Raw genomic sequence first — 23,651 nt, forward strand, 5'->3', positions numbered from 1 at the left:
GTGCGCGAGCCTAGTACCTGTAGGACATGACCGGGCCGACGCGGGCGATAGGGGTCCGGGGCAGCTCAAAGGCTAGTGAGACGACCGTGGTCGGTGTTGTCGTCTCGGCACGTAGCTTGGCGTCCAGACGCGGCATCATGCGGGCGATCAGGAAGACGTAGATGACGTCGACTGGGGGTAGGCGGGCGTGCCAGTAGTTGCCGAGATGAACGGTGACCAGGTGGCGGTAGCGCCATGTGACCAGGCGGGAGACCAGCCACAGCAGCGGGTTGATCTCGTAGCCGATACAACGCACGCCTTGCGCGGCGGCGGCGCGTAGCAGGTAACCGTCGCCGGAGCCCAGGTCTACAAGGGTCTGGCCGGGCTTCAGGGCGGCCAAGGCCAGCACGGGGCGGTGGTGGCTGGTGAGGGTGGGCAGGTAGGGGGCGCCGGTCAGGGCGGCTACGGCGAACGGCGCGGTCGGCAGGACGGCGGCTAGCAGCCACCAGCTCATGGGTGGTAGTCCATCTTGAGCGGGTTGGTGGCCCGTTTGCGCAGGCCAAGGGCGGGGCCGTGCAAAATGATGTCCTGGAGATAGATCCAGCGTTCCCACGGGCCGGCCTGGAGGATTGTCCCGCGGATCCGGTCCAGGAACTGCCGTCGGTCTCCGGCCGGGTGGAAGCGGGCCACGAACCAGACCGTGCTGTAGACGATGCCGCGATAGACACGGGACGTGCGGCGCAAGGCGGCGAGGCCGAGGGAAAGCGCGACGCTGGCGCCGAGACCCGACCAGAGGGCCGCGGTGTCACCCTTCTCCTGCGATGGAGTCTCGTCGGCGGTGAACGAGCCCAGGACAAAGTTGATCAGGGCGTATGCCATGAACGCAACCACTATGCCGACTATCGCAAAAAGAATCGTGTTCTTGGCACTGGTAATCGCGGCTTGATCGCCGCCCGAGACGACGTATCGGACGCTACCGATGATGAGCATGGTCACCGCAGTGGCGCCCACCACGAAGAGGAGAACGTTGACGATCAGTAGGATCGTGCCGGCGGCGTCGGTCATCGGCTGACCCCCAGGGCGAGCCTCCGGGTCGCGGTCGCCGCCGCTCCCGGGTGCAGCAGTGAGAACTCGGCCAGGGCACCGGGCAGACCGTTGTTGCCGTTGGCCGAGTACTGATAGAGCAGCACGGGCGGGTCACCGGGACGCTCGGCCGGCTTCCACCTGGTCTCCAGCCAGCCCGCCGCGACGAAATCCTCGAGCGCCGGGAAGGTCTTGCTGGGCAGCAGACCGGTCCGCTGGCACACCGCGTAGTCGTCGAAATCCGCACCCTTATTGGCTTTGAAGAACCTGCCGACGATGAACGCCGCCAGGGTCATCCGGACGCGGTCTCGAGCGGGACCGGTGTCGGGGATGAGCACTTCCTCGAAGACCTGCTGGCGGAAACCGTAGGCGGCCCCGGATCGCCGCAGCACCCCCCGGTCGGCGGCGCCCTCTAGGAAAGCCAGCAGGCGCCAGGGGAGCAGGCCGCGGGCGGCCACCACAAGCTGGCTCAGACGGTACCAGCCGACGACGCCGAGGAGGCCCGGCAGTGCGACGCCCACGATGGTGACCACGGCGACCGTCGCGGTCGCCACCTCCCACTCGTCTACGAACAGGAGCGCCAGAGTCGCCGACAGGAGGACGGGCAGGCCGATCGCCAGCAGAGATTCGTCTTGCAGGCGGAGGAGCGCCCGGCGGCCGGAGGCCGGCGGGCGTCCGTTGAACCCGAGGCGGAGGAACACGGCGATGAGCGGAACACACACGCTGTAGCCGATCGCCACGGCCATGATCGCCTCGGCGATCGAGTCCCGGGGGAGGCCGGCCAGGCTGATCGCGCTTCCGACGCAGAGCAGCGCGACACCGGCCGTGGTGATTATCCGGTAGGCGTTGAAGTCACGGGCGCCGAGCCGGGCGAAGCGGCGGCCGGGAGCGGACGGCGGCGTCGCGCGCAGCAGCGCGAGCGCGCCGGTCAGGATGAGTAGCAGCGCCGCGACCGGCAGGAGGCGGGAGCGGGACGGTGCGGCACCGAGCAGGGCGGCGCCGGCGGCGGTCGCACCGGCGACGACGAGGCCGGCGACCAGCGCCGCGATCAGCCGCCGGACCGGCCGGCCCAGCGCGTGGAAGAGGTGGAACCACTCGATCTGCGTACTGTGGGTGGCGCCGGCCAGCGCGCCCAGGAAGGACAGCCAGCGCAGTGGCCGATCGATCTGCTCGTAGGCGCTGCGAAGCGCGGCCTGGGTGAGCGCCTCCTCGAGGTTGCCCGGGCCGATCGGCGTACCGCGGCGGGCCAGCGCCATACCGGCTAGCCGCAGCGTCCCTGGGGAGCCGAACAGCGGCCGTGCACGCTGCTCATCGTTGCGCACCAAGGCGGCGATCGCATCGTGCTCGGCGGGCGCGACGGCGGCGAGTACCGCCGCAGCGTCGGCCGGGGGAAGCGGGTTGAGCTCGGCGACCGTGGCCGACGACTGGACCAGCGCAGCCGGCGACGTGTCCCCGTGGAACTCGGCCGACCGGCACGTCATGATCACCCTGGCGTCCGGTCCGATGGCGTCGACAGCCCGCAGGACGGCCGACCGGGCGGCGGACGGCAGCTCGTCGAGGCCATCCAGGACCAGGGTGATCCATCCGTCCCTGATCAGGGGCAGCAGATCTGGGCGCCCGAGCTGGGCTGCGGCCCACTCCTCGAACAGGCGGCGGCCCGGCCGCCAGCCGGCGGCTTCGATCTCCACCGGGACGGTCCGGCGCTCGCTTCTGTCGGATCTGTCGGACAGCAGCGCGTTCGCCACGCGGATGACCGCGCCGGTCTTGCCGCTGCCCGGCGGTCCGGTGACCACCCACCGCGGCCGGCCCCCGGCGAGGAAGGCGTCGGCGAAGGCGTCCACCGCGATGTCGCCCGCTGAATTCACACTCATCGTGAGCGGCACTGGGACCGGCAGCAGCACCTCGGCGGCCCGCCGGTGCCAGTGATCACGCATCTGTGCGGCGAGCGCCGCGAGCGGTTCCGGTTGGTTGCGCCGCAGGGTGAGCCGATCGAGGAACGGCGCGGCTGCGGCCACAGCCCGGCTGGGATTGCCGGCGGACACGGCCTGGCCGGGACGGCCTGCCGTCACCCACGATCTGCTCGCTACCGCGTCGCGGAACAGTTGGAGGAACTCCACCGCTACCGCGAAGCCGGCCACGCCGACGGCGACCCGGAACAGATCGACGGTCGCGAGCCCGGATTCCCCGGTGAAGGCGGTGAGAACCAGCCCGGCCACGGTGAAGGTCCAGGCCGCGAGCACGCTGAGCGCCGTCCCCCGCCACGGTCGGCGCAACGGCGGCTGACCCGTCTGCGGCGCCGGCCCTCGTTGGCGAAGCCGCAGCGCCGCGTCCACGAGCCCGCCGAAACCGGCCGCCGCTAGGCTGAACGACAGCAACGAGTAGCTCATCTCCTCGGCTGCGAATGGCGTCAGGAAGAGCAGCAGCAGCGCGGCGAGCAGCGCAAGCCCACCGGCGGTCACCGTCTTGAGCCGCTCCACCGGCCCGATTCCGTAGCTGAATTGCAGACCTGTCAGTACGGTGCCTTGCGGTCGCGGGCCGAGGCGGAAGTGCTGCACGACCGTGCCCCTTCCCGGCGAGACCGTCTGCGGCTCCATGACCTCCGGGCCAGCGCCGAGCGGGATCAGGCCCTTCGGGACGGTGACCGTGACGTGCTGGTCGGCCTGGGCGAAGCCGCACACCAGCGCCGGCGCGATCACCCGCCCAGATAGGCGCGACGCCTGCGGCGGGGCCGACGGCACGTCGATCTCGTAGTGGACGACCTGGGTGGCCGGGTCCCGCGGTTCGAGCAGGGCGATTACCGGCCGCGCGGTGCGCAGGCCGGTCAGGACTGCGGCGAGCGCCTCCCGGTGTTCCGGCGGCAGGGCTTCCATCGACACCGGGTCCGCAGGCGCGTCGCGGTCACCGAGCCAGTGGAGCACCTCGCCCTCCAGGCGGATCAGCCGGCCGTACGCCGCCGCGACCCCGCCGGACGCCCGCGCGAAGCTCCCCGGCGACGGGAACGCACTGGTGATGACCGCCGATGCGGCGAGCAGCCGATGCGAGCGCGCGGTGGTGAGCGTGGCCAGCATCCGGCCTGCCCGATCGCGCGGCTCGACGCCGTCGATCAGCGCCTCCAGCGGCCGGGGCACGACACCGATCGGCACCGGCAGCACCGCGTGCTGCTCGCGCTCTCCACCGGTGTGCACTGTGCTGGCCTGCCGGTAGCGGACCAGCGTGTCCGACACGAAGGTGATCTCGTGGGACTGCTTGGCGACGGCCCGCCCGTTGCCAATCAGCGCGAGCGCCAGCCGCCAGCCGTCGATCCCGTCGACCGCCCCCGGTGCGTCCACGGTGGCCAGCCGGGTGTCCGACATGGTCCGCGCGGCCCGCAAAAACCGGGTCTCGGCGGCCGTTGCGGCCTGCCCGCACCGGGCAAGCGCCACTGCGAGCAACCGGGCGTAACCCAGCGCCGCCTGACTTTCCGTGCGGGCAGCGTGCAGGTGGGCGGTGAGCACGACGACGTCTGCAATCGCCGCCAGCGACTCGCGCGCCCGGCCCCAACGCGCCTCGAATGGCAGCCCGGCGCCCAGCCGCCGGGCCACCACGGCCGCAGCGGCCGACGCGTCGCCGAGCTGGCCCGACTGGAGCCCGGCGAACGTCACCTCGGCGAGCCGCTCCCGCGCCTCGTCCGGCGTGGCGAGCGCGAGGTAGCCGATTTCCTCGATCAGCGTCTCGCCGCCACGGCGCTCGCGGCTTCGCCCGGCGAAGAAGCCTGCCGCCAGGTCGGCCGTGTGCGCGACGAGCCAGGCGACGTCGATCTCCTGCGCCGCGAGGATCGGCGCGCGCAGCCCGGCGCGTAACCGGAAACGGTGGGCCGGGCCGCTCACGGTGTTCGCGGCCGGATCCGCACCGTCGCCGTCGTCGTCCAGGCGCTCGAGTAGCGGGGACGGCAGCGCCGGAAATTCCTCCTCGTCGAGGATTTCGTCCAGCAGCGACAGGTCGAACCAGTCGACCGCGGCGATCCGGCCCCAGGCCAGCCGCTCGCCCGGCGCCATCGCGTCGATCAGCGCGGCCAGCCGCTCGTCCGGCGCGGTCACGGCTGGCCCTGACGACTTGCGAGGTAGACGGCGAGGTTGGTGCCGATCCGGCCGGGCATGCCGTCGGCGGTCACCGCGGCGTACCCGGCTGTTTCGTCACTGATCGTGATGCCAAGCTCCGCAGCCCAGGAGGCGACGTCACCGGCGGTGAAGCGGCCGAGTTCCAGCACGGCCGGCCGACGGAGCATCCAGGAGTGCCGGACCTGGTCCACCCACGGCGGCTGCTCGGCCGCCACGAACGTGGCCACGTCCGCGATCGTGATCAGCGGGTCGAGGAAGTCCTCGTCGAACCAATTCTGGACGCCCGGCACCGCTCGGTCGTGGTGGTCGAAGAGCAGCAGCGGCCGCTGCCGCCCCGGCTTCCGCAGGTCAGCGGTGAACGCCCTGGTCAGCTTGCCGACTCCGCGCTGCCGGTCGGCGGTGCCGTCGACCACGAGGGTCAGCTCGCTTTGTTCGCGCACCTCGATGTCACCCGCTGTGAACGAGGGGCCGGCGGTGGAGAATGCGTCCCGCGCCTTCTCGTACCGGCGGAACTCCACCCACGGGCTCAGCTGCCTCGACAGGCGGTCGAGCACGTTGTACGCCTCGCTGACCCGCGCCAGATCCAGCCGGGCCACCGGGTGCCCGTGCTGATGACGAAGGAACGCCTCGAGGAGCAGCTCCGACTTGCCGATCTGCTTCTCGCCGCAGACCAGGCTGACCCGGCTGGCCAGGGTAGGCGCGCTGGCCTGCTCGTCGACGTGCGCGAGCTCCTTCTCCCGGTCGACGTGGACGCGGAACGGCATGCCCCCGGTCATGCGCCGGTCGAGCCCTCGTCCTTCGGCGCTGGCCGGAGCAAGGGCTGCTCGTTCGCGTCCCGAGTGCGGTAGACGCTCTGACCGTCCACCGTGACCGCCTTCGCGCTAGTCGAGGTGCCCTTGAGTAGGTCGATCTGCGAACCGTCAGTCACCTTGACCATGTTCGCTTCCATCTCCCGCGGCTGGGCCCCGACCTGAAGCTTTCCGCTCTTGAAGGAGGTGAGGCGCCGGCGCAGCGTGATCAAGGCGACCACCGCGACCAGCGCGGTGACGGCGGTCGTGATAACGGCGATGAGGATGAGATTCTGATCCACTGCGGATCCTTCCGGGAGGGACGAAGGACAACTCAGGGTATGGCACATTGTCACTGTCTCCGGCCGCCCGGCCACGATCGTGGCCGTTCAGCGGACCCGCTCCGCCTGTCCGGCGGTACGACTCCGGCAGTCGATCTGACCCTGCAACGCCTCGACTCAATACTGCAAGGCAGTTGGTTAGGGGTAGCCGTGTCGTCGGTAGTGGCAGATTCAGGCTTGGTGTTGGCGTCTGCGACGCCAGCGGGACCAGGCCCAAGTGTGTTTTGGTGGGTGGGTTTGTCGCACGGCCAGTGCCGTGAGGAGCCTGCGGATCTCCGATACGGTGTAGCCGATCATCAGGCGTTCACCATGTCCTGGTCCCCTTTTATCGCAAGGGATCTGGCCACCGAGAGCACGCGTGAGCGGCCATCGGCAAGGTGATGTGGGCGTACCAGGCCCGCCAGTCACGGACCTGGTACTGATCCAGCCCGGTGCAGCAGACGTAGTAGGCAATCTCCCCGGTGGTCATGTTGCGGCGGGCGAAGAGCCAGTGTCCGCGGCCCGGTGCCCAGAACACCCTGACCGGCACCCGAGCCCACCAGTACTCCCTCGGGACGTGCGCCCCCGCGCCGGCGGACAGAGGCGGCACCACGCCCGCTCCGGAAGGCCCGCGATGAGGTCGTCGGCGCGGGCGGTGCCCATGCTGGTGGTGCCCATGTCGTCGATGCGGTTCGTCGCGACCACATAAGGCACATCCCGTTGTTCCAGCCAGACCCGCAACGACTTCGACTGCCCGTAGGCCTCGTCCATCGTCACCCACCCGACCGGCACCCCGGCGTCCAGGGGGCGGGCGAGCATGGGCGCGCCATCTGTACCTTCGTAGCGAAAACTCGACCTCGTCCGGGATGCCAGCGGCTCGGCACCGGTCTTGGTCATCGGTCCAGGACGTCGGTGGGTAGACCTGCCGGTCGATCAATGCGTGGCCTTGCTGGAGCGGTAGGCCAGAAACACCCCGACCTGGCAATTCTCGGTCCGCCCCGCCGTCCCGGAGTACTGACGTTGCACCCCGGCCGACCGCACACCCTTCTTCAGGAACCCGGTGTCATCCACGATCAACACACCCCGCGGGTCACCGAGGTGGTCGATCACGTAGTCCCGCACGTCGTCGCGGACCGCGTCAACGTCCCAGTCAGCCCACCGCAACAGCCGCTGCATCCCGTCCGGAGACACATCCCCGGCCTGCTCCGCGAGGGTCCACCCGTTCTTCCGGTCCAGGCTCGTCACCAGCCCACACAGGTACTGACGAGCCCGCCGACGCGGCTCCGCCCGACTCAACCGGGCCCCTATCCGACCATGAAGCTGGTCCAACTCCGCATGCCACCGATCAACATCGGCATCCGTCACGCGATACCCAACGAACATGAACAAGACTCGACTCGGTCACTGCCGTTGCAGTATTAGGCCGAAATACGTCATCGCCTCCCGGACCCATGTCACCGAGGGGGCCCCGGCCGGCGGGCGCCGAGGCCGAGCAGTAGTCGGGCGGCCCGCAGCCGGTCCGGTGGCGGAATCCGGATGTCCTTGCCGAGATCGGCGAACTGGCGGGCAGCGGTGGTGGCGTGGTGGTCGCCGAGGCCGGTGAGCGTGGCGAGGATCTCGACACGAATCGAGCAGCGATCGACGGGCGGGCTGCGCCTGGTCGCCGCTCAACTTGTCAGAGTCCGGATCACCCACTCCAGGATGGCCCGGGTAGCGCCGGACAGGAGGCCGCTGATCACTGCGGCGGTGCGGTCGCGATCAGTCTTGCGCGAGCCAGCCGGCTTCTTCACGTGTGACCCCAATCGAATCGTTGAGTAGCCCCGGTACCGATGGGCACCAGGAACTCCGCCAGGATTCAGGGGACCAAAGGGGTCCGGCAGCAGTCCCGGAGGGATCCGGACGCCGGTGACCTGGTAATACGAGGTAACCGCAGGCGAAACCCCTACGCTGTCCGAGGCATCCGGCGGTCGCTGCCGGATCGGGGAGGATGGAATGGGACCAGAGCGAATTCATACCCGCCGCGAACTTGCCGAACGTCTCGATGCACTGCGGGAGGCAGCCGAACTGACGTACCCGAAGATCGATCGGCTGGCCCGCAACGGACCACCGAGCTTGGCGAAGTCCACGGTGCACGACATGTGCCAGGGCAAGGTCGTCCCGGAAGAGAATTCGCTGTCACAGTTCCTCCAGATGTGTGGTGTTCCCTCGTCTGGTATTGAGGAGTGGCTCGGTGCGCGGCATCGTGCGCTGACGGCCGAGCCCGGGAGATGGCGAATGTCGCGGGTGCGGGACGCTCGGCCGTACCTGCTCGGCGTGCACAGGGCCATCGAGGTGCCGGGTGCCGAGGGTGATTTACCGGGCTATGTCGTGCGGGACCTGGATGCCCGTCTGCGTGTTTCGATCCGTGCCAGCTCAACGGGTGCGGGCAGGTTCGCACTGCTCGTTGGATCCTCGTCCGTGGGCAAGACGCGTTCCGCGTTCGAGGCGTTGCGCGACGAGGTTCCCGATTGGTGGATCTTCCACCCGGCTGACGCGGCGGAGTGCGGAGCGTTCGCGGCTGAACCCGTTACACGCTCGGTCGTTTGGTTGGATGAGATCCAGCGTTATCTTGCGGGCGGCCTATCGCCGGACACGGTGCGCCGGCTGCTCGCCGCCAAAGGGCCGCTGCTTGTGATTGGGACACTCTGGCCGGAACTGTCTCACTCTTTAAAGAGTGATGCCGGTGACGGTCAACAGATCCTGGACCTCGCGGAGACGTTCATGGTCTCGCCGGAGTTCTCACCGGGGGAGCGGGACCGTGCAGTGGCTCAGTCGACTTCCGACCTGCGGCTGGCCGCTGCCATCGACTCCAAATACGGGCTGACTCAGGCTCTTGCGGCCGGACCGGAGTTGGTTGGCCGGTGGGAGGGGGCGCCGGATCCCTACGCGCGTGCGCTGCTCACGGCCGCGATCGACGCCCGGCTTATGGGCATCTGGTCACCGCTGTCGGCGGACCTGTTGCGCACGGCCGTACCGGGTTACCTGTCGGCCCGGGAGCGAGCACGGGCCTCCGGCAACTGGTTCGATGCCGCGCTGCGGTACGCCGTGGAGCAGGTGCGCGGCGCTGCCTCGGCGCTGGTGCCATCGAGCACACAAATGGGGGTGGTGACGGGATACCACGTCGAGGACTTCCTTTTCGCTCACGCCAGGCCCATCCGGGGCACGAGCGTCCCACCCGAGTCGGCCTGGGTCGCCTACCGGACCTGCGTCGCCAATGGAGATGAACTCCGCCGGGCAGGCGAGCTCGCGCGCTCCCGAGGCCTGTTTGAGCACGCAGAGTCTCTCTTGCGCGCGGCCGTGACGGCTGGCTACCCGCGTGCTCGCCGTGAGCTGGCGGGGCTCCTGCGCAGCCAGGGCCGGCTCCGCGAGGTCGAACAGACGTGGCGGGAGGCCACCCGTCTCGGCGAGGCAGATTCATGGCGTGAGCTTGAAAAGGCGCTCCGTGATATAGGGCGGCCGCAGGAAGCCCTAGAGGTAATCTTTTCGGGAGCCGCAGCCGGCGACGACGTCTTCCGCTGTGCTCTGGCGGAGCTGCTGCGCGGGCAGGGCCAGCTGCAGGAAGCCATCAAGATCCTCCAGGGGCCGGTCGATAGTGGTTCCTCAATCGCGATGGAAGTCATGGCAGAGCTTCTGCACGAGGCGGGCAGGACCGATGACGCGGTGCGGCTCCTTCGTGACACTGCCGGCAAGTCGGAGGCCGGTCCTCACTTCAAGCTGGTTCCGTTTCTTCTCCGGCTGGGACGGGTCGAAGAGGCGGTTCAGATTCAGTACGAGGCCGTGGCGGAAGGCTGGCCCTTGGCCAAGCACGAGCTCATCCGACTTCTCAAGGAGCTCAAGCGTCTGAATCAGGCGGAGGAGGTTCTGCGAGCGGCTGCCGCTGGGGGGGAGGTGAGGGCGCGTCTCGAACTGGCCCGATTCCTCATTGAGAACGGGGCAGCCGACGAAGGTCTCCGGACTTGGGTAGGGGCACTTGGCGACGATCCTTCGTCTTCCGAAGTTTTTGCGCTGGCGGGGGCCATGCGTGACCACGGCCGTGCCGAGGACGGGTTGGCGCTGTGCCGCGAGCGGTTCGAGGCCGGCGCCCGCAACGCCTGGTATGGCCTGGTCTGGATGCTGGAGGCCGGAGAACACGTCGACGAGGCGATGGCGGTATACGCCAAGGCATACAGTGCGGAGCCGAATGCGGTTGTTCTTTCATACGCTCAGTTCCTCGATCAACACGGCCAGACCGAGAAAGCGCTGAAAATCCTCTACCAGTCCATACCAAACGACCATTCGATGCCCCACTACTGGATCGCCACCCTTCTCGAGAAGCAGGGCGAACCGGCGGAGGCGGAGCGACACTGGCGTTTGGCCTTGGCCGCCGGGATAGGAGCGCCAGCTTTGGACGGACTCGTCACCGTCTTGCGTGGGACTGGTCGCCGCGAAGAGGCCGACAGGCTGCGTCGTTACGGCGTCGACACCGCCGGTCGGACGAACAGGGCCTGGTTTCAGCATGAGGATTGGCCGGAATCGGAAACGTCGGATTGACCAGCTACCAGGCTGCGGCCAGCAGCGCTCGGTCGGCCTGGCCGGCCATCGGCGATCGTATCTCCGCCACGCTCGGCCACCAGCCGGACCGGCTTGCGGAGCTGGGCGGCGCTCGGCCAGTGCGCCCTCGCCAACGACAAAATCACCATTACCCTGGTAAGCCGGCTGCTGTAATCGGCTACAGTTCGACCGGAGGTCGCTCGTCCGAATTCCCGCCGACGATCGCATATACCTCATCTTGCGGGAGGCCGGCGCCATGGGCTATCTGGGCAAGAGGTACGCCGACACTTGCTGCGACGTCGACAGCTCGGCGTAGCAGCACCGGCTGTTCCGGGTGCCCAAGATCGCCCGGCTCGTTTCTGTTCCAGCCTCGCGCTGACATGGTCTTCAGTGCCTGGATGTAGGTGCGTTTGTCCATGACCTCAAGGGTGACTGCCCTTTTCAAGAGGGCAGCGATCGAGACGTGCCAGTGCGCTTTGAGTCGTAGAAGAGTTGGCCAGTCGGCCTTTGTGGGTAGTTGGTCCATGATCTCGCCGGCAGGCATAAGGAATGCCGCCGCAAATTGGTGCGCTTGTCCCTCTATCGTTTTGTTTCCGATTTGATCTTGGTCGTGAAGTACGAGGTGACCGAGTTCGTGTGCGGCGTCGAAGCGTGAACGATCACGGAGGTTCTTGTCGGCGCCGAGTACCACGACAGGTCGGTCTGCAAATGGCACCGAGAATGCGTCTATCTTTGCGTTGCCGACGTTGAATCTAGTCGTGACGATGCCGTGTCTTTCGAGCTGGAGCACCATGTCGTCGATCGGACCGGCCGATAGCCCCCATCGTTCCCTCACGTCGGCGGCGATGGTCTCGATTTCCTCACGGGTGCTGTCCTCGGCTACTCGTTCTCGAGCGCGAGGAACGTCGAGTTCAGGTAGTCGGACGAAGGTTTCCAGTTGACGCGCGATCTCCCGGGTGAGTTCCGAGTAGGCGAGTGCCCGTTGTCGCTCTCGCGGTGGTGTCGAGCGGAGGCTACGGAAGAAGCCGTTGGTCTCGCCGGAGCGATCGGGCCGCGCTGGCGCGGCGAAGAACGTCAAGGGAACGCGAAGCACCGCTCCTAGCCGCTGCAGGGTCGCGCTGGAGGGCTTGGCGTGGCCTTGCTCGAACTGACTCAGTGAGGCGGCGCGGACGGACCCTACTTCGCGAGCGAGTTCTACCTGGCTAAGGCCGCGTAACTCTCGGGCCACCCGCAGTCGGTGACGGTCGAACAGGACCGTCACGTCGGAGGCCGAAGTCTCCAGACTCTGGCTGTTGGCCATGACTGCGCACACCGCCTCGTCGCTCGGATTCGAGAACCCCTTGAACGATCCTACGGGGCGGTTTAGACCTTATATCAGGTTGATGCGCGTTCCGCAAGTGGGTCTTGCTGCAGAATGTGGGTCTGCCCGGTGGGTTGTGTCGTGTACTCTGCGATCTGGAAGAAGATCGCGTACAAATCTGAGGTACGCCGGGGGGCTGCAGTGGTGAAGGTTCAGGAGTGCGTCGTGGTGAACGAGATCGTCCATCACGGCGCGCGGGGGGTGGCGCTGTGGGACGAGATTGTCGTCCCGACGGAGGTGAAGGAGCAGCTCGGCAATCAGGCGCTGCTGTCGCTGTTGGTGCGGCCAGCCGTGCCGTTCGTGGCGACCGCGCTTCACGGGATGTGCACGCTGTACGGGCCCCCGGGCACCGGCAAGACAACCCTGGCGCGCGGCCTGCCGCAGGAACTGGCCGGATTCGTGCCGGGCCGGGCGGTGCGGCTGATCGAAATCAATCCGCACGGGTTGATGAGCGCCGAGCATGGTCAGTCCCAGCAGCGGGTAGACGAACTCCTCGGGGACTACCTACCGTCGTTGGCGGCGGACGGGATGCCGACGGTGGTGGTTCTGGACGAAGTCGAATCGATGGCGGTGGCCCGTTCGGCGGCCTCGCTCGCGGCGAACCCGGCTGACGTGCACCGGGCGACCGACGCCGTGTTGACCGCACTGGATCGCAACGCCCAGATGCACCCGCACCTGTTTGTAGTCGCCACGAGCAACTTCACCGACGCGCTGGATGAGGCGTTCCTGTCCCGGTCCGACGCGGCGATCCTGGTGCCGCTACCCGACGCCGCTGCGCTGCACGCGATCCTGCGCTCGACGCTGATGACGCTCGGTGCAACCTACCCGGCGCTAGCCCGGCTCGCGGACGCCCCTGGCTTGCACGAAGTTGCGCTGCGCGCGGTCGGCCTGGACGGCCGGCGCGCCCGCAAGGCGGTGTTCCAGGCACTCGCCCGTGACCGCGCGACCGTGCTGAATCCTGGTCTGCTGACCCTGGAAGGCCTCGCCGACACGCTGCAGGCCATGACCGCCGAGCAGAACATGACGGTTGCAGGAGGTCGTGATGCTGCGTACTAGGACGATCGTGGCCGCGCCCGTTCGCAGCGCGAGTGCCACCTGGCAGGTAATCACGGACCTGGTGGCCGATACCGTCGCGGTGTCCGACACCTGTACCCGGGCCGACGCGGAGTCCGCGATGGGTGCGGCCGGCCCGGCTGGCCGGATGCTCATCGCTGGCGGCTACCTGGACCGGCTACCGGTGGTACTCGTCGCCGGAGCCGTGCACTGCGAGATCACCACGGTCTCTGGCGCACCGGCGTTGGGTGCCGAGGAGAACCTCAACGCCATCCCGGGTGCCGCGACCGCGAAGAGTTTCACGATTTACCTACCGTCCCCCGAACCACTCGGGAAGGTGGTCGCCGACGCGGTCGCCGGTCACGCCCGACTGTCGGCTGGAGCGCCACCCGCGCCGCAGCAGGGAGCCGCGGCCACGACAGGTGTCCAGCTGATCGACACCGAGGCGCTGCGTAAGGCGGTGACCGGCCGGTGACGTCCACCGCGACGTATTCCTACACCCGGGTCCACACGGCCACCCAGCTGACCGAGGTCATCCTAGGGTCGATAGGCGGCATTCTCGCCGACCTTGGTATCGACACCGGACCGCTGGACGGCCAGTGGGAAACTAACGAGAACGCCATCAAGGCGTGGATCACCGAAGGCTCCCTCGACACGGTGGTGCTCGAGTGCCAGCCCCCGACGGGGCCCGCGAACCCGGTCATTGAGTTTCCTGTCGCCTACACCACCGCCGGTACCGGCGATGCGCAGTTCACCGCATCCCGCGCCCGGTTGGCTCGGTTCCTGGCCAAACTCGACCGGGTACCAGCCGGGACGACATTCCGCCTGATCTGCACCTTCAACGGCGCCCGGACCCCGCAGCCCGGCTGGAGCGCGACGACCCGCGCGTCCACCGCCGGCATGCAGGGCCTCACCTTCGGCACGATCGGCTCCGCCCCGCACGCCTCGGCCGGCCTGCGGTACTACCGCTAACGGAAGACGACCATGGGATACATCGACGACGCCTTCACCAAGCTGAAGAGCAACCTGGAGATCACCGCCACCGAGCAGAAGCTGGCCGCCGCCCGTCACGAAACAATCCGCGACTACGTCCGCAGCAAGTGGCAGCTCACCGACGACTTCCTCACCGGCTCCTACCGGCGCGACACCAAAACGAAGAAGCTCAAGGACATCGACATCTTCCTCGTCATCGACCCGGACGGACCGCAGGGCGGCTACCGCAACCAGCCACCGCTCGACGTGCTCAACGCGCTGCTGGCCGTGCTGCAGGAACGGTGGCCCGACGCGTACCGCGACGGCATGGCGATCATCATCCCCTACGGCGACGACGTCATGTCCATCGAGGCCGTCCCCACGTTCAAGCGCTCCGCTGGCGGCTACTTCATGCCTGAGCCCGCCGCTGGCACCTGGATCGCGACCAACCCCAAGCGCCACCACGAGCTCAGCATCGACAAAAACAAGGCATGCGACGGCAAATACGTCCCACTCGTAAAAATGATCAAGGGCGTCAACCGTGAACTTGGCGAGCCTGTCTCGCCGTCCTTCCTTCTCGAGGTGATGGCGCAAAGCATCGTGAAGACCCCGGTCGGCCGCTACCAGGACGAACTCGTTCTGTTCCTGGCCACCGCCGCCGACCGGATCGACGAAACCTGGTCTGACCCGGCCCGCCTCGGCGGCGACGTCAACACCGTCATGACCCCAACGCAGAAACGCGCCGCCGCGAATGCCCTACGCGGGGCGCAGCACATCGCCGAGCGGGCCGTCGACCTCGAGGACGAAGGCCAGGACCGCGCCGCGTACGCCGAGTGGAAGAAGCTCTTCGGCGAGCGGATGACCCAGCCGTGACGACCCAGAATACCCAACCCGGGCTCAGCGGGATTCCTGCGCGGCCCATCCACGAGGGGCAGCTCGACGACGAGATGATCAGGCTGCAGCGCGCAGCATCATCTAGCCACCGCCACGGCCAAATCATCGAAGCCATACGTAACACCGCTGCGCTCACGCTCGCCGCCGTCGGGCTCGTCGTCACCGCGACCGGGCACGGACGAATCCCCTCGGCGATCTTCGGCGCCGGTTGGTTCGCCGTCTCGTTTTTCCTGCTCAGGAACATGATGTCCGCGACCGCCAAGCAGGGCGCGCTGCTGCAGGAGCAGTTCGATACGGCGCTGTTCCGGCTGCCCTGGCGTCGGGCCGTGGCCGGTGACCCGGTCGCCGATCACGACATCGGTCGGCTCGCCCGAAGGCTGACCATCGGGGGGAAGCGCGACCGGCGCATCACTGACGGCTGGTACGACCCCACCAGCGGTGTGCACCACCCCTACGACGTACTCATCTCCCAGGAGCAGAACCTCGCCTGGGACGCCCGCCTTCGACGCACCTACAGCAACTGGATCGCGGGCGTGGGTATCGGATGGGTGATCCTCGGACTCGTCGTCGGGCTGTTGCCCGGTGCGACCATCACCGGGACGCTGCTGAGCTTCTACATCCCATCACTCGCGGCCCTCCAACTCGCCGCCGAAATCTGGTCGGGTCAACGCCGGGTCGCCGATGAACGGGAACGACTCGCCAAGCTTGTTCAAGCGGAGCTACGGGACGCCCAGCCTGGCTCCATCCCCGACGACGAACGAGAGCGGCTACGCGCAACAGCCCGAGACATCCAGGACGGGATCTTCCGAACCCGCCTCGACGTCGCCCGGGTACCCGACTGGCTGTACCGCCTTCATCGCAGCGCCGACGAACGCGACTTCGGCGACACAGCCGAGGGCCACCGCAGAAGACTCGCCGACTGACTGACGACGCCGCCAATGTGGAGACCGCGCGGCCGGCGGGCCTGGCGTTCTAGCCCCTGCTGCGCTGTACTCCTGAAGGCCGAAAAGGGAGCTGCTCGCAGCCAACGACGACAACCGACGGCCGGAGCAGGAGCACTAGGCTAGTCGTTCCGATGCTCCGGCGCGTCACGCGGTCGCGGCGGCCTGGGTGATACGAGCTGCCGACGCGGATGATGCCGTGAACGCGCCTGCTTCCGTAGCTGCCGGAGTCGCCCATCGAGGTTCGGGATGTGCTCGGCGTCGCCGTCCGCCTCGACCGTGGACGTCCGCACGAAAGTGTTCTCTTCCTCGTCGAACCGCCAGCCGGGCACCCACACATCGCCGCAGTCCTCACGGACATCCTCGTCAAGGGAGACCATGCCGAAGTCGATGCGGCTACGGTCGGGCCACCTCGTCGCGACAAACTCCATGTGGCCGGTGAACCTGGCGCTGTGGAACGACACGCGACTGAACGTGAAGTTCGTTCCACGGAACCGCACACCGCCCGCGAAACGCGCCGAGTCGAACCGGGCAAAACTGGTGAAGAAGGCCAAGTTGAAGTTGCTGCCGCCGTTGAACACTGTGCTGATGAACACCGCCTGATCGAACGACGCTCTCTGAAACCTGGCAGTGCCGCCGAAGTGTGTCCCGCGAAAGCTGGCAAGGCCGACAAACCTGGCATCGCTGAAGTCCGCGGCACCGAGATGGCACCCCGACAGGTTGAAGTCGATGAGCGTGGCCCCAGCGAGATCGACGTTGAACCGTCCCCACCAGGCCGGATCCTGCTCGTCCCACTGGCCAATATCATTCACCAGGTGGCGATTCAGGATTCGCTGCGCGGTCAGCCTCACTTCCCGTTCCTCACGCGGGTCGGGGCCGGACTCGGTGGTCCCGCCAACCGCCGCCGGCAGAGCACTGTCGCCGCGATCAAAAAAACGACCGCGGTGCGTAGTCACGGACGGCAATCCGACGCCGACGCGACCACGAACCTCGCCTACCTCTTTGGCCTCGACTGGCATCTCGCCGACCGCTACCGGCTACTCAAAGCGCGAGACACCGCGCGCACCCAGATGCAGAAGGCCGCCCAGGACCCGCTGCTCGGCCGGATCATCGGCAAGGTCGCGGACCTGCGTAGCGAGATCGCCCTGGCCGAGCGGCGGGTGCGGGATCTGGAACGCCAGGTCTCCGAGTTTCGCGTCGTCCCGCAGTACGAGCACCTGCGTGAGCAGGCAGACGCGCTTGACCAGCAGGTACGACAGCTACGCGCACGCGACGTCGTGGATCGACGCAACCTCCAGGACCTGGAACACGCGCTGCAGGAGACGACCGACCCCGACGTCAGCTACCTGGAGCCCGTATACGCCGAACTCGGCGTGTTGCTCAACGACCAGGTGCGGCGACGCTTCGACGAGGTCCAAGCCTTCCACGAATCCGTCGTACGGAATCGGCGCCGCTACCTCGACGAGGAAGCCGCCACCATTCGGCAACGCCTCGCCCAGAGCGAAACCGACCGTCAACGCCTCGGTGACCAACTCGCCGCCACGCTACGCACCCTGCAAGAAGGTGGCGCCCTAGAAGCGCTAACCACACTCCAACAGGTCCTCGCGCAGCAGCAGGCGCTCCTGTCCGCCCTGCGCCACCGCTAGGAGGCCGCCCAGGCCCTCGAAGCGACAAAACGAGAGATCACCCAGGCGCGCCTGACGCTGCAGCAGGAGATGGAGCGCGACATCGAGGACCGGCGGGGTTTCATCGATGAGGCAACAGTGATGTTCTCCGAGTTCGCCCGACGCCTCTACGGCCCCGGCCGCACCGCCCACCTCAAGTTCGAGGCCGGCGACCAGAGCCTGCGCATCGACCCGCACATCGACAGCGACAACAGCGCCGGCATCAGCAGCATGGTCATCTTCTGCTTCGACCTCACCCTCAACGTCCTCGCAACCCGGGCAAACCGCGCCCCCGGCATCCTCGTCCACAACAGCCACCTCTTCGACGGCGTCGACGACCGCCAACTAGCTGCGGCCCTGTCACTGGCCGCAGAGGTCACAGGCCGCGAAGGTCTCCAGTACATCGTCAGCCTGAACTCAGACGATCTCGACAAAGCCCGCCGCCGGGGCTTCGACGCCGACAAGTTCCTACTGTCCCAGCGACTCACCGACCGATACGACGACGGCGGCCTCTTCGGCTTCCGGTTCTGACCAGTGCATTGGCTTGCCGTTGCGGAGCAGCCTGTGGGAGCCAGCTCGCCTCGGCAGGGGTGTAGGCGTCCGTGTGCTGCTGGCCGCTGCCCGCCCCGTTGCCCCTGCGCCGCTGTGGAGTCTTTTCGATGTGTGTAGGTCATGCCTGTCACCGGCACCCAACTGGGTGCCGGTCTGCTGGTGTCTCCCGTCTCCTGCTGGCTGTCCCGCCCGGCGTGCGGGCAGGGGTCCTGCTTGATGAGGACCCCAACCGGACGGACCGCCGGGCCTGACAGCCCAGCTCAGCACCGTTCTGTCAGAGACCGCCGCTGCTGCGACTGATCCCTTTCTGGGATCTCCGGTGGGGGTGCTGCGGCTATACGCCGGCCGTGGCGTGGATGCCGGCCACCCGAGGTGTAGATGATGGCCTTCATCCCCCGATCATCACCCTGGGGGAATTCCGCCGCGGCCACGCCAACCCGCGCCTGGGACAATCGGATCCGATGATCAGCAACAGCTCCGGCGTACAGGTCGGCGACGGCAACATTCAGCACAACCACTACTACGGGCTTGCCACGCCCGGTGTGTCGCTGACGGAGTGGTGGAACGACACATGGTTGCCGTTCACCGACCCTCCCCTCGGCGCAGAGATCGTGCTGGCCGGGCGCCAAAAGCAGGCCGCCGCCCTGCGCGCCGCGCTCGACACCGGCCCGGCCGTCGTCGAGGTCGGGGGCGAGCTGGGCGCGCTGGAGCTGAAGGCGTTCATCGCGGCGGCCCTGAACGGCACGCCGTTGGGTGATCGCACGCTGCTGATCGACGATCAGGCGGCCCTCCGCGCCCACCTGGCGGCGCAGGAGCCGCGGATCCTGGCCGTGCCGACCAGCCTGCCGCTGAACGAGATCCCACTCCGGCGCCCGCACACCATCCTGGTGTACGGCAAGCTCGTGCCGAACCCGGCCGTAGAGGTGCCCGCGCTCGACGAGGAGGAGGTCGAGAGGCACCTGTCCGCCCCGATCGAGCCGGACCGGGCCCGGTCCCTCGGCGTCCTGGCCCGGCGTGGGCTGGGCCAGCTGTGGCGGGCCCTGGCCAAACACCGCTCGCTCGCGATTCCGCCCTGGGCCCGGTCTGCCGATGTCCGCCTCCGGCGGCTGGCGCTGCTGGGCGGCTGGCACGGCGATCACGACGGCGATCGGGCGATCGTCAGTGAGTTCACCGGGGTGGATAACGCCGAGATGGCCGAGATCTCCGCTCAGGCGGCCGCGGACCCGGACACGGCGATGCTCGGGCACCTGGGTCAGCGGTGGTACGTGCAGGCGCCCGAGGACACCATCGTCCTGCTGGTGCCCAGCTTCACCGAGGAGGACCGGGCGGCATTCGCCGGCCTGGCGGTCCGCGTCCTCACCACGCACGGCGGGTCAGTGGCGATCCGGCGCGGCATCGCGGAGTCGCTGGTCGTCCTCGCGGTCCGCGGTGGTTCGGCCGACCTCGTGCACCGGGTGGTGCGCGAGGTTATGACCCAGGCGAACGTCTCCCTCGCGGACGTGCTGACGTATCTGGCCGAGGCATCCCCCACCGCGTTCCTCGACGCCGTGCGGACCGGCCGCCCCTCTTCCCGAGCGGCCCTGGAACTCCTCGCCTGGTCAACCGAGCATTTCGGCGGTGCGGTCGAGGCTCTGGCCCGGATGGCCGCGGCCGATCCGGGCAGCGATCAGCCGGACCGGCCGGGCGCCTCGCTCGCCGAGATCTTCGAGGTCACACTGCCCCAGACCAACGCACCCCGGCCGGTCCGGCTGCGCGCCCTGAAGCGGATGCTCCGCGACCAGCCCGAGGTCGCCCGGACGCTGCTGCTCGACCTGCTCCGGTCGGCCCGGCACGGAACCATCGGTACGCTCCACCCGACGCCGCTCCTACGGGACTGGCCGATACCGGGGACGCTGCCGCCGGCCGAGACCTACGCCGCCTTCCGGGACGTCGCCGGCCTGGCCCTGGACGACCTCGACGACGATCCGGAACGCTTCCTCGCCCTCATCCCGCTGTCCGACAACCTGCCCGACGACCAGCGCTCCGGCTTCGTGGAGCGGCTGATGTCCCTGTCCGGTTCGGTCGACGACGAGGAGATGCGGCGGCGTCTGTCCGAGGCGCTCCGCGAACTGATCGCCCTGCACACCGACGTCGGCGACGCGCCGTGGGCGATGTCGGCCGCCGAACTCGCGCCGTTCCGGCGGGCCGCCGACGCGCTCGCGCCCTCCCAACCGGCCGACCAGACGTTCTGGCTGTTCGGCGACCGGTGGCCTCAGCCGGAGGGCGTCACGAGGAGACGGTCCAGCGCGGAGTACTTCACCGAGCTGTCCCGGCTGCGGGCCGAGGCGGTGGCGCGGATCCTGGCCTCCGGCGGTCTCGACGCGCTGGTGGCGCTGGCCGACCGGACCGGGAACGGCGACCTGATCGGGGCCGCCCTCGCCCAGTCGCCGTCCACCGAGCACGACGACGTGCTGCTGACCTGGCTGTCCGAGGACCGCCCGACGAGCCGGCCGGACATCGCGTTCGAGTACTTCGCGCTGCGGATCCGGCGCGGCGCCGACTACCTCGACCGCACCTCGGATCCGACTGCGCGGGCGAGGCTGCTGCTGGCGCGGCGCGATCCGGAGAACACCGATCCCGGTCCCGAGGCGGCCGCCGTCTACTGGCGCGAGTTCGGCGTCAACGGCCTCGGCCCGGAGTTCACCGGTGTCGCGAAGGCGGCGGCCGGCCTGATCAGCGTGGGCCGGTTCGCGGCGGCCCTGGATCTGATCGCGATGTACGCCGAACAGGCCGACACGCGCGAGGTCGCCGTCGAGGCGGCCACCGCCTGCGAGGGATTCGTCCGGTCGGCGGAGGAGGACCGCCGGCTTTCCGGATACGACCTGCAGATCGTCGTCGAACTGCTCGAACGTCACCGGGACGCGCTCGGGCCGCATCGGGTGACCGAGATCGAGCTGAACCTCGTCCCGCTCCTGCGCTACGACGCCCGTACGCCGACGATCCATGCCCGCCTCGCCGAGGCCCCGGCCTTCTTCGCCGAGCTCGTCGAGACCGCCTTCCGCGCCGAGGGCTCCGACGAGACCGTCGACGACCCGGACCAAATTGCCCGGACCCGCGCCATCTTCCAGGTCCTGCGTTCGTGGCGCCGCTGCCCGGGCACCGGCCCGGACGGGACCATCGACGCCAAGGCCCTCGCGGTCTGGGTCGAGGAGGCAAGACGACGGTTGTCGGCCTCCGGCCGGCTGCGCCTCGCCGACGGGAAGATCGGCGCCGTCCTCGCTTTCGCCGAGCCGGACGGGGACGGCTCGGTGCCACCTCTGGCCGTACGCGAGGTGCTGGAGGACGCCGACAGTGACGCGATGGACAGTGGCCTCTGGGGCGGCCTCTACAACCGGCGCGGGGTGACGTGGCGTGGCCTCCGGGACGGCGGCGCTCAGGAGCGGACGCTGGTCGAGCGTTTTCGGGAGTACGAACGTCAGGCCGAGGGATGGCCTCGATCGCAGCGGATCCTCCGGCAGTTGGCCGGCACGTACGAGCGGGAGAGCCGCAAGCATGACCACGACGCCGAGATCTGGCGACGCAGGATCGAGTGGTGACGATGGAGATGACATGGACCCGATGGACGTTCTGATCGTCGCGGCGATCCCGCTGGAGCACGAGGCCGCCAAGGCCGGCATCGAGGACTGGACACTCTGCGATGAGGACGACCCGCATCCGTACCTGCGGGGCGAGTACCGATGCTCCGATGGCCGGCGGTTGTCGGTGGCGCTCGCCCGGCCGGTCCGGATGAGCGGCCGCCCGACCGGGGTCGCGGCCACCGCGCTGGTCGACCGGCTGCGTCCGGGCTGCCTGGCCATGCCCGGTGTGTGCGCGGGCAATCCGGGCCAGGTCGCGCTGGGCGATGTGGTGGTGGCCGAGATGACGTACGAGTACGACGAGGGCAAGCAGACCAGGGACGGCTTCGTCGGCGACCACCGGCAGTTCCAGCTCGACCAGAAGTGGATCCGCGCCGCGCAGGAGCTGAATCCTCCGAGCGGGCTGCCCAGCTACGGCCCCGCAACCGAAGAGGAGGCCGCCCTCTGGCTGCTGGAACGGCTGCTCCTCGATCAGGACCCGGTGAAGCACCCGGCGTTCGAACGCTACTTCCCACCGGGCACGTGGCTGCAACGGCCGGAGGCGATCGAGGCCCGGGGGCACATCGTCCGGCCCGGGGTGGAGTGGGTGCTGACCGAGGAGGGCCGCACGTTCATCGAGCGCGCCCGCTACGACGATGTGCATGGGCCCGCGAAGCTGCCGTTCGCGGTGGCGGTGGCGCCCATGGCCAGTGGGAGCTACGTGGCCAAGGATGGCGAGGCCTGGGCGCGGCTGTCGGCGATGGGCGTACGCACCGTCACCGGCCTGGACATGGAGGCCGCGACCATCGCCACCGTGGCCGAGACCCAGGGTGTACCGGACTGGCTGGTGGTCAAGGGCGTCATGGATCACGCCGACCCGGCCAAGGACGACCGCTACAAGCGGTTCGCGGCCCGTGCCTCGGCCGAGGTCCTCTACGCCCTGCTGGACCGGCGGGCCGGCCGATCACCGAACCCGGCCGCACGCGACGTACGGCTGGAAAGTGTCCGGGGTCTGCAGATCGGCGACCACAACGTCCAGCACAACACCTTCAACGGCTGAGTGGTGCGGGTGGAGGGATTCGAACCCTCATAGGCGCTGAGCAAGCGTTTCACAGCCGCTCCCGACCCTCCCGCGTCGGCGCACCCGCATGAGGACTGGCCGTCCCCGTGAGGACGGCCAGTCGGTGGGGCCGCCGTGGACTCGAACCCCGAATCTAAGAGGACGTCTGATTCACGTAGTTCGTCGGTTATGTGGGTTTAGCCGTATCGCCAGGTTGGGGTGGTTTCGGCGGTGAGGCGTTCGGCGAGGTTGTCGATCATCGCGATGGTGATCATGCTCGCGGAGTTGTCGGGTCGGGCCTCGTAGTCGCGCGATCGGCCAGGTTGAGGCGAGGCAGTTGGGGCTCGTGGGTGCTCCGTGGGTGCTCGGACGTCGGGGAACCGACACGAACGCTCCGGGACGCGGTCGGATTTCGGGGAAATCCCGACTATCGATCAAACTCCATGCGTGACGCTCGCAGGCCCTGGACCTGTATGGACGCGGTGGGATGCGGCCGGACTGAAGTGGTTGCCGTCGGACAAATCTTGCGATAAAGTCGAGTGTGGAGAAGTGTCACCTCCACTTCGGACTACGGATCAGAAGGTTAGGGGTTCGAGTCCCTTCGGGCGCACAAGATCAAAAAACGTCTGACCTGCGGAAACGCGGTCAGACGTTTTTTGTTGATCGTCCTAGCTGGACTGTGGGTGCCGTCCGGATGGCGTGTTTCTGTAACTACTCTCCGTAATG

The 23,651-nt window shown here is 68.3% G+C and carries 17 protein-coding genes, 1 tRNA gene and 2 pseudogenes; 10 read left to right on the forward strand and 10 right to left on the reverse strand.

The annotated features are described in order from the left end of the window. Positions 1-10: 10 nt before the first annotated feature. From ACWEFB_RS29645 to ACWEFB_RS29670, 6 genes and pseudogenes are all read right to left on the reverse strand, one after another. Positions 11-493, reverse strand: a complete 483-nt coding sequence (locus ACWEFB_RS29645; RefSeq protein WP_452290692.1) for a class I SAM-dependent methyltransferase — start codon at positions 491-493, stop codon at positions 11-13. After that, the gene (locus ACWEFB_RS29650) at positions 490-1,044 is read right to left on the reverse strand and encodes a hypothetical protein (RefSeq protein ID WP_452290694.1); all 555 of its coding nucleotides are present in this window, start codon (positions 1,042-1,044) and stop codon (positions 490-492) included. Before ACWEFB_RS29650 ends, ACWEFB_RS29645 begins: the two co-directional genes overlap by 4 nt. Beyond that, positions 1,041-5,138: a hypothetical protein gene (locus ACWEFB_RS29655; RefSeq protein ID WP_452290696.1), complete on the reverse strand. Its 4,098-nt coding sequence runs from the start codon at positions 5,136-5,138 to the stop codon at positions 1,041-1,043. The genes ACWEFB_RS29650 and ACWEFB_RS29655 overlap by 4 nt, the downstream gene beginning before the upstream one ends. Then, positions 5,135-5,923, reverse strand: a complete 789-nt coding sequence (locus tag ACWEFB_RS29660) for a hypothetical protein (protein ID WP_452290698.1) — start codon at positions 5,921-5,923, stop codon at positions 5,135-5,137. Before ACWEFB_RS29660 ends, ACWEFB_RS29655 begins: the two co-directional genes overlap by 4 nt. An 8-nt stretch (positions 5,924-5,931) precedes the next feature. Beyond that, entirely contained in the window at positions 5,932-6,249 is a 318-nt protein-coding gene (locus ACWEFB_RS29665) for a hypothetical protein (RefSeq protein WP_452290700.1), read from the reverse strand. Positions 6,250-6,584: 335 nt separating this feature from the next. After that, positions 6,585-7,650, reverse strand: a pseudogene (locus tag ACWEFB_RS29670) (IS701 family transposase). A 609-nt stretch (positions 7,651-8,259) separates the two neighbouring features. Here ACWEFB_RS29670 and ACWEFB_RS29675 point away from each other — a divergent pair. Next, on the forward strand, positions 8,260-10,836 hold the full coding sequence (locus ACWEFB_RS29675; protein ID WP_452290702.1) for a hypothetical protein: 2,577 nt from the start codon (positions 8,260-8,262) through the stop codon (positions 10,834-10,836). A gap of 178 nt (positions 10,837-11,014) precedes the next feature. Here ACWEFB_RS29675 and ACWEFB_RS29680 read toward each other — a convergent pair whose 3' ends face one another. Further along, positions 11,015-12,136: a helix-turn-helix domain-containing protein gene (locus ACWEFB_RS29680; protein WP_452290704.1), complete on the reverse strand. Its 1,122-nt coding sequence runs from the start codon at positions 12,134-12,136 to the stop codon at positions 11,015-11,017. 225 nt (positions 12,137-12,361) lie between these two features. Here ACWEFB_RS29680 and ACWEFB_RS29685 point away from each other — a divergent pair, with 225 nt between their 5' ends. Genes ACWEFB_RS29685 through ACWEFB_RS29705 form a run of 5 tightly spaced genes read left to right on the forward strand, consistent with a single transcriptional unit; the run spans position 12,362 to position 16,038 of the window. Beyond that, on the forward strand, positions 12,362-13,252 hold the full coding sequence (locus ACWEFB_RS29685) for an AAA family ATPase (RefSeq protein WP_452290706.1): 891 nt from the start codon (positions 12,362-12,364) through the stop codon (positions 13,250-13,252). Continuing rightward, positions 13,239-13,724, forward strand: a complete 486-nt coding sequence (locus ACWEFB_RS29690) for a hypothetical protein (RefSeq protein ID WP_452290708.1) — start codon at positions 13,239-13,241, stop codon at positions 13,722-13,724. Before ACWEFB_RS29685 ends, ACWEFB_RS29690 begins: the two co-directional genes overlap by 14 nt. Further along, entirely contained in the window at positions 13,721-14,221 is a 501-nt protein-coding gene (locus tag ACWEFB_RS29695) for a hypothetical protein (protein ID WP_452290710.1), read from the forward strand. The genes ACWEFB_RS29690 and ACWEFB_RS29695 overlap by 4 nt, the downstream gene beginning before the upstream one ends. A gap of 12 nt (positions 14,222-14,233) precedes the next feature. After that, positions 14,234-15,094: a CBASS oligonucleotide cyclase gene (locus ACWEFB_RS29700; RefSeq protein WP_452290712.1), complete on the forward strand. Its 861-nt coding sequence runs from the start codon at positions 14,234-14,236 to the stop codon at positions 15,092-15,094. Continuing rightward, entirely contained in the window at positions 15,055-16,038 is a 984-nt protein-coding gene (locus ACWEFB_RS29705) for an S-4TM family putative pore-forming effector (protein ID WP_452290714.1), read from the forward strand. The genes ACWEFB_RS29700 and ACWEFB_RS29705 overlap by 40 nt, the downstream gene beginning before the upstream one ends. 140 nt (positions 16,039-16,178) lie before the next feature. On the opposite strand, the gene ACWEFB_RS29710 is transcribed toward ACWEFB_RS29705, so the two are convergent. Further along, positions 16,179-16,907, reverse strand: a complete 729-nt coding sequence (locus tag ACWEFB_RS29710) for a pentapeptide repeat-containing protein (RefSeq protein ID WP_452290716.1) — start codon at positions 16,905-16,907, stop codon at positions 16,179-16,181. Between ACWEFB_RS29710 and ACWEFB_RS29715 the strand changes: the two genes are divergently transcribed. From ACWEFB_RS29715 to ACWEFB_RS29730, 4 genes are all read left to right on the forward strand, one after another. Beyond that, positions 16,872-17,702, forward strand: coding sequence for an ABC-three component system protein (locus ACWEFB_RS29715; RefSeq protein WP_452290718.1), 831 nt, complete (start codon positions 16,872-16,874; stop codon positions 17,700-17,702). The genes ACWEFB_RS29710 and ACWEFB_RS29715 overlap by 36 nt on opposite strands. A gap of 69 nt (positions 17,703-17,771) precedes the next feature. After that, on the forward strand, positions 17,772-18,251 hold the full coding sequence (locus ACWEFB_RS29720) for a DUF2326 domain-containing protein (protein WP_452290720.1): 480 nt from the start codon (positions 17,772-17,774) through the stop codon (positions 18,249-18,251). A 482-nt stretch (positions 18,252-18,733) separates the two neighbouring features. Next, a complete protein-coding gene (locus tag ACWEFB_RS29725) occupies positions 18,734-21,847 on the forward strand; it encodes a hypothetical protein (protein ID WP_452290722.1) in 3,114 nt (1,037 codons plus the stop codon). 13 nt (positions 21,848-21,860) lie between these two features. Continuing rightward, positions 21,861-22,925 carry a 5'-methylthioadenosine/S-adenosylhomocysteine nucleosidase family protein gene (locus tag ACWEFB_RS29730; protein WP_452290724.1) on the forward strand — a complete coding sequence of 355 codons (1,065 nt, stop codon included), beginning with the start codon at positions 21,861-21,863 and terminating at the stop codon, positions 22,923-22,925. Position 22,926: 1 nt separating this feature from the next. Here ACWEFB_RS29730 and ACWEFB_RS29735 read toward each other — a convergent pair. Both ACWEFB_RS29735 and ACWEFB_RS29740 read right to left on the reverse strand, forming a co-directional pair. Further along, a tRNA-His gene (locus ACWEFB_RS29735) sits at positions 22,927-23,013 on the reverse strand. Positions 23,014-23,122: 109 nt separating this feature from the next. Continuing rightward, a pseudogene (locus ACWEFB_RS29740) lies at positions 23,123-23,239 on the reverse strand (IS5 family transposase); the annotation flags it as partial. Positions 23,240-23,651 lie beyond the last annotated feature (412 nt).

This window comes from Micromonospora sp. NPDC004704 (genome assembly GCF_053601675.1).

What these genes read in the sequence shown, in the direction of transcription:
- ACWEFB_RS29730 (WP_452290724.1), top strand. Translation starts at nt 21,861, where the DNA reads ATGGACCCGATGGACGTTCTGATCGTCGCGGCGATCCCGCTGGAGCAC.
- ACWEFB_RS29645 (WP_452290692.1), bottom strand. Translation starts at nt 493, where the DNA reads ATGAGCTGGTGGCTGCTAGCCGCCGTCCTGCCGACCGCGCCGTTCGCC.
- ACWEFB_RS29690 (WP_452290708.1), top strand. Translation starts at nt 13,239, where the DNA reads ATGCTGCGTACTAGGACGATCGTGGCCGCGCCCGTTCGCAGCGCGAGT.
- ACWEFB_RS29700 (WP_452290712.1), top strand. Translation starts at nt 14,234, where the DNA reads ATGGGATACATCGACGACGCCTTCACCAAGCTGAAGAGCAACCTGGAG.
- ACWEFB_RS29650 (WP_452290694.1), bottom strand. Translation starts at nt 1,044, where the DNA reads ATGACCGACGCCGCCGGCACGATCCTACTGATCGTCAACGTTCTCCTC.
- ACWEFB_RS29660 (WP_452290698.1), bottom strand. Translation starts at nt 5,923, where the DNA reads ATGCCGTTCCGCGTCCACGTCGACCGGGAGAAGGAGCTCGCGCACGTC.
- ACWEFB_RS29725 (WP_452290722.1), top strand. Translation starts at nt 18,734, where the DNA reads ATGATCAGCAACAGCTCCGGCGTACAGGTCGGCGACGGCAACATTCAG.
- ACWEFB_RS29675 (WP_452290702.1), top strand. Translation starts at nt 8,260, where the DNA reads ATGGGACCAGAGCGAATTCATACCCGCCGCGAACTTGCCGAACGTCTC.
- ACWEFB_RS29720 (WP_452290720.1), top strand. Translation starts at nt 17,772, where the DNA reads ATGGAGCGCGACATCGAGGACCGGCGGGGTTTCATCGATGAGGCAACA.
- ACWEFB_RS29680 (WP_452290704.1), bottom strand. Translation starts at nt 12,136, where the DNA reads ATGGCCAACAGCCAGAGTCTGGAGACTTCGGCCTCCGACGTGACGGTC.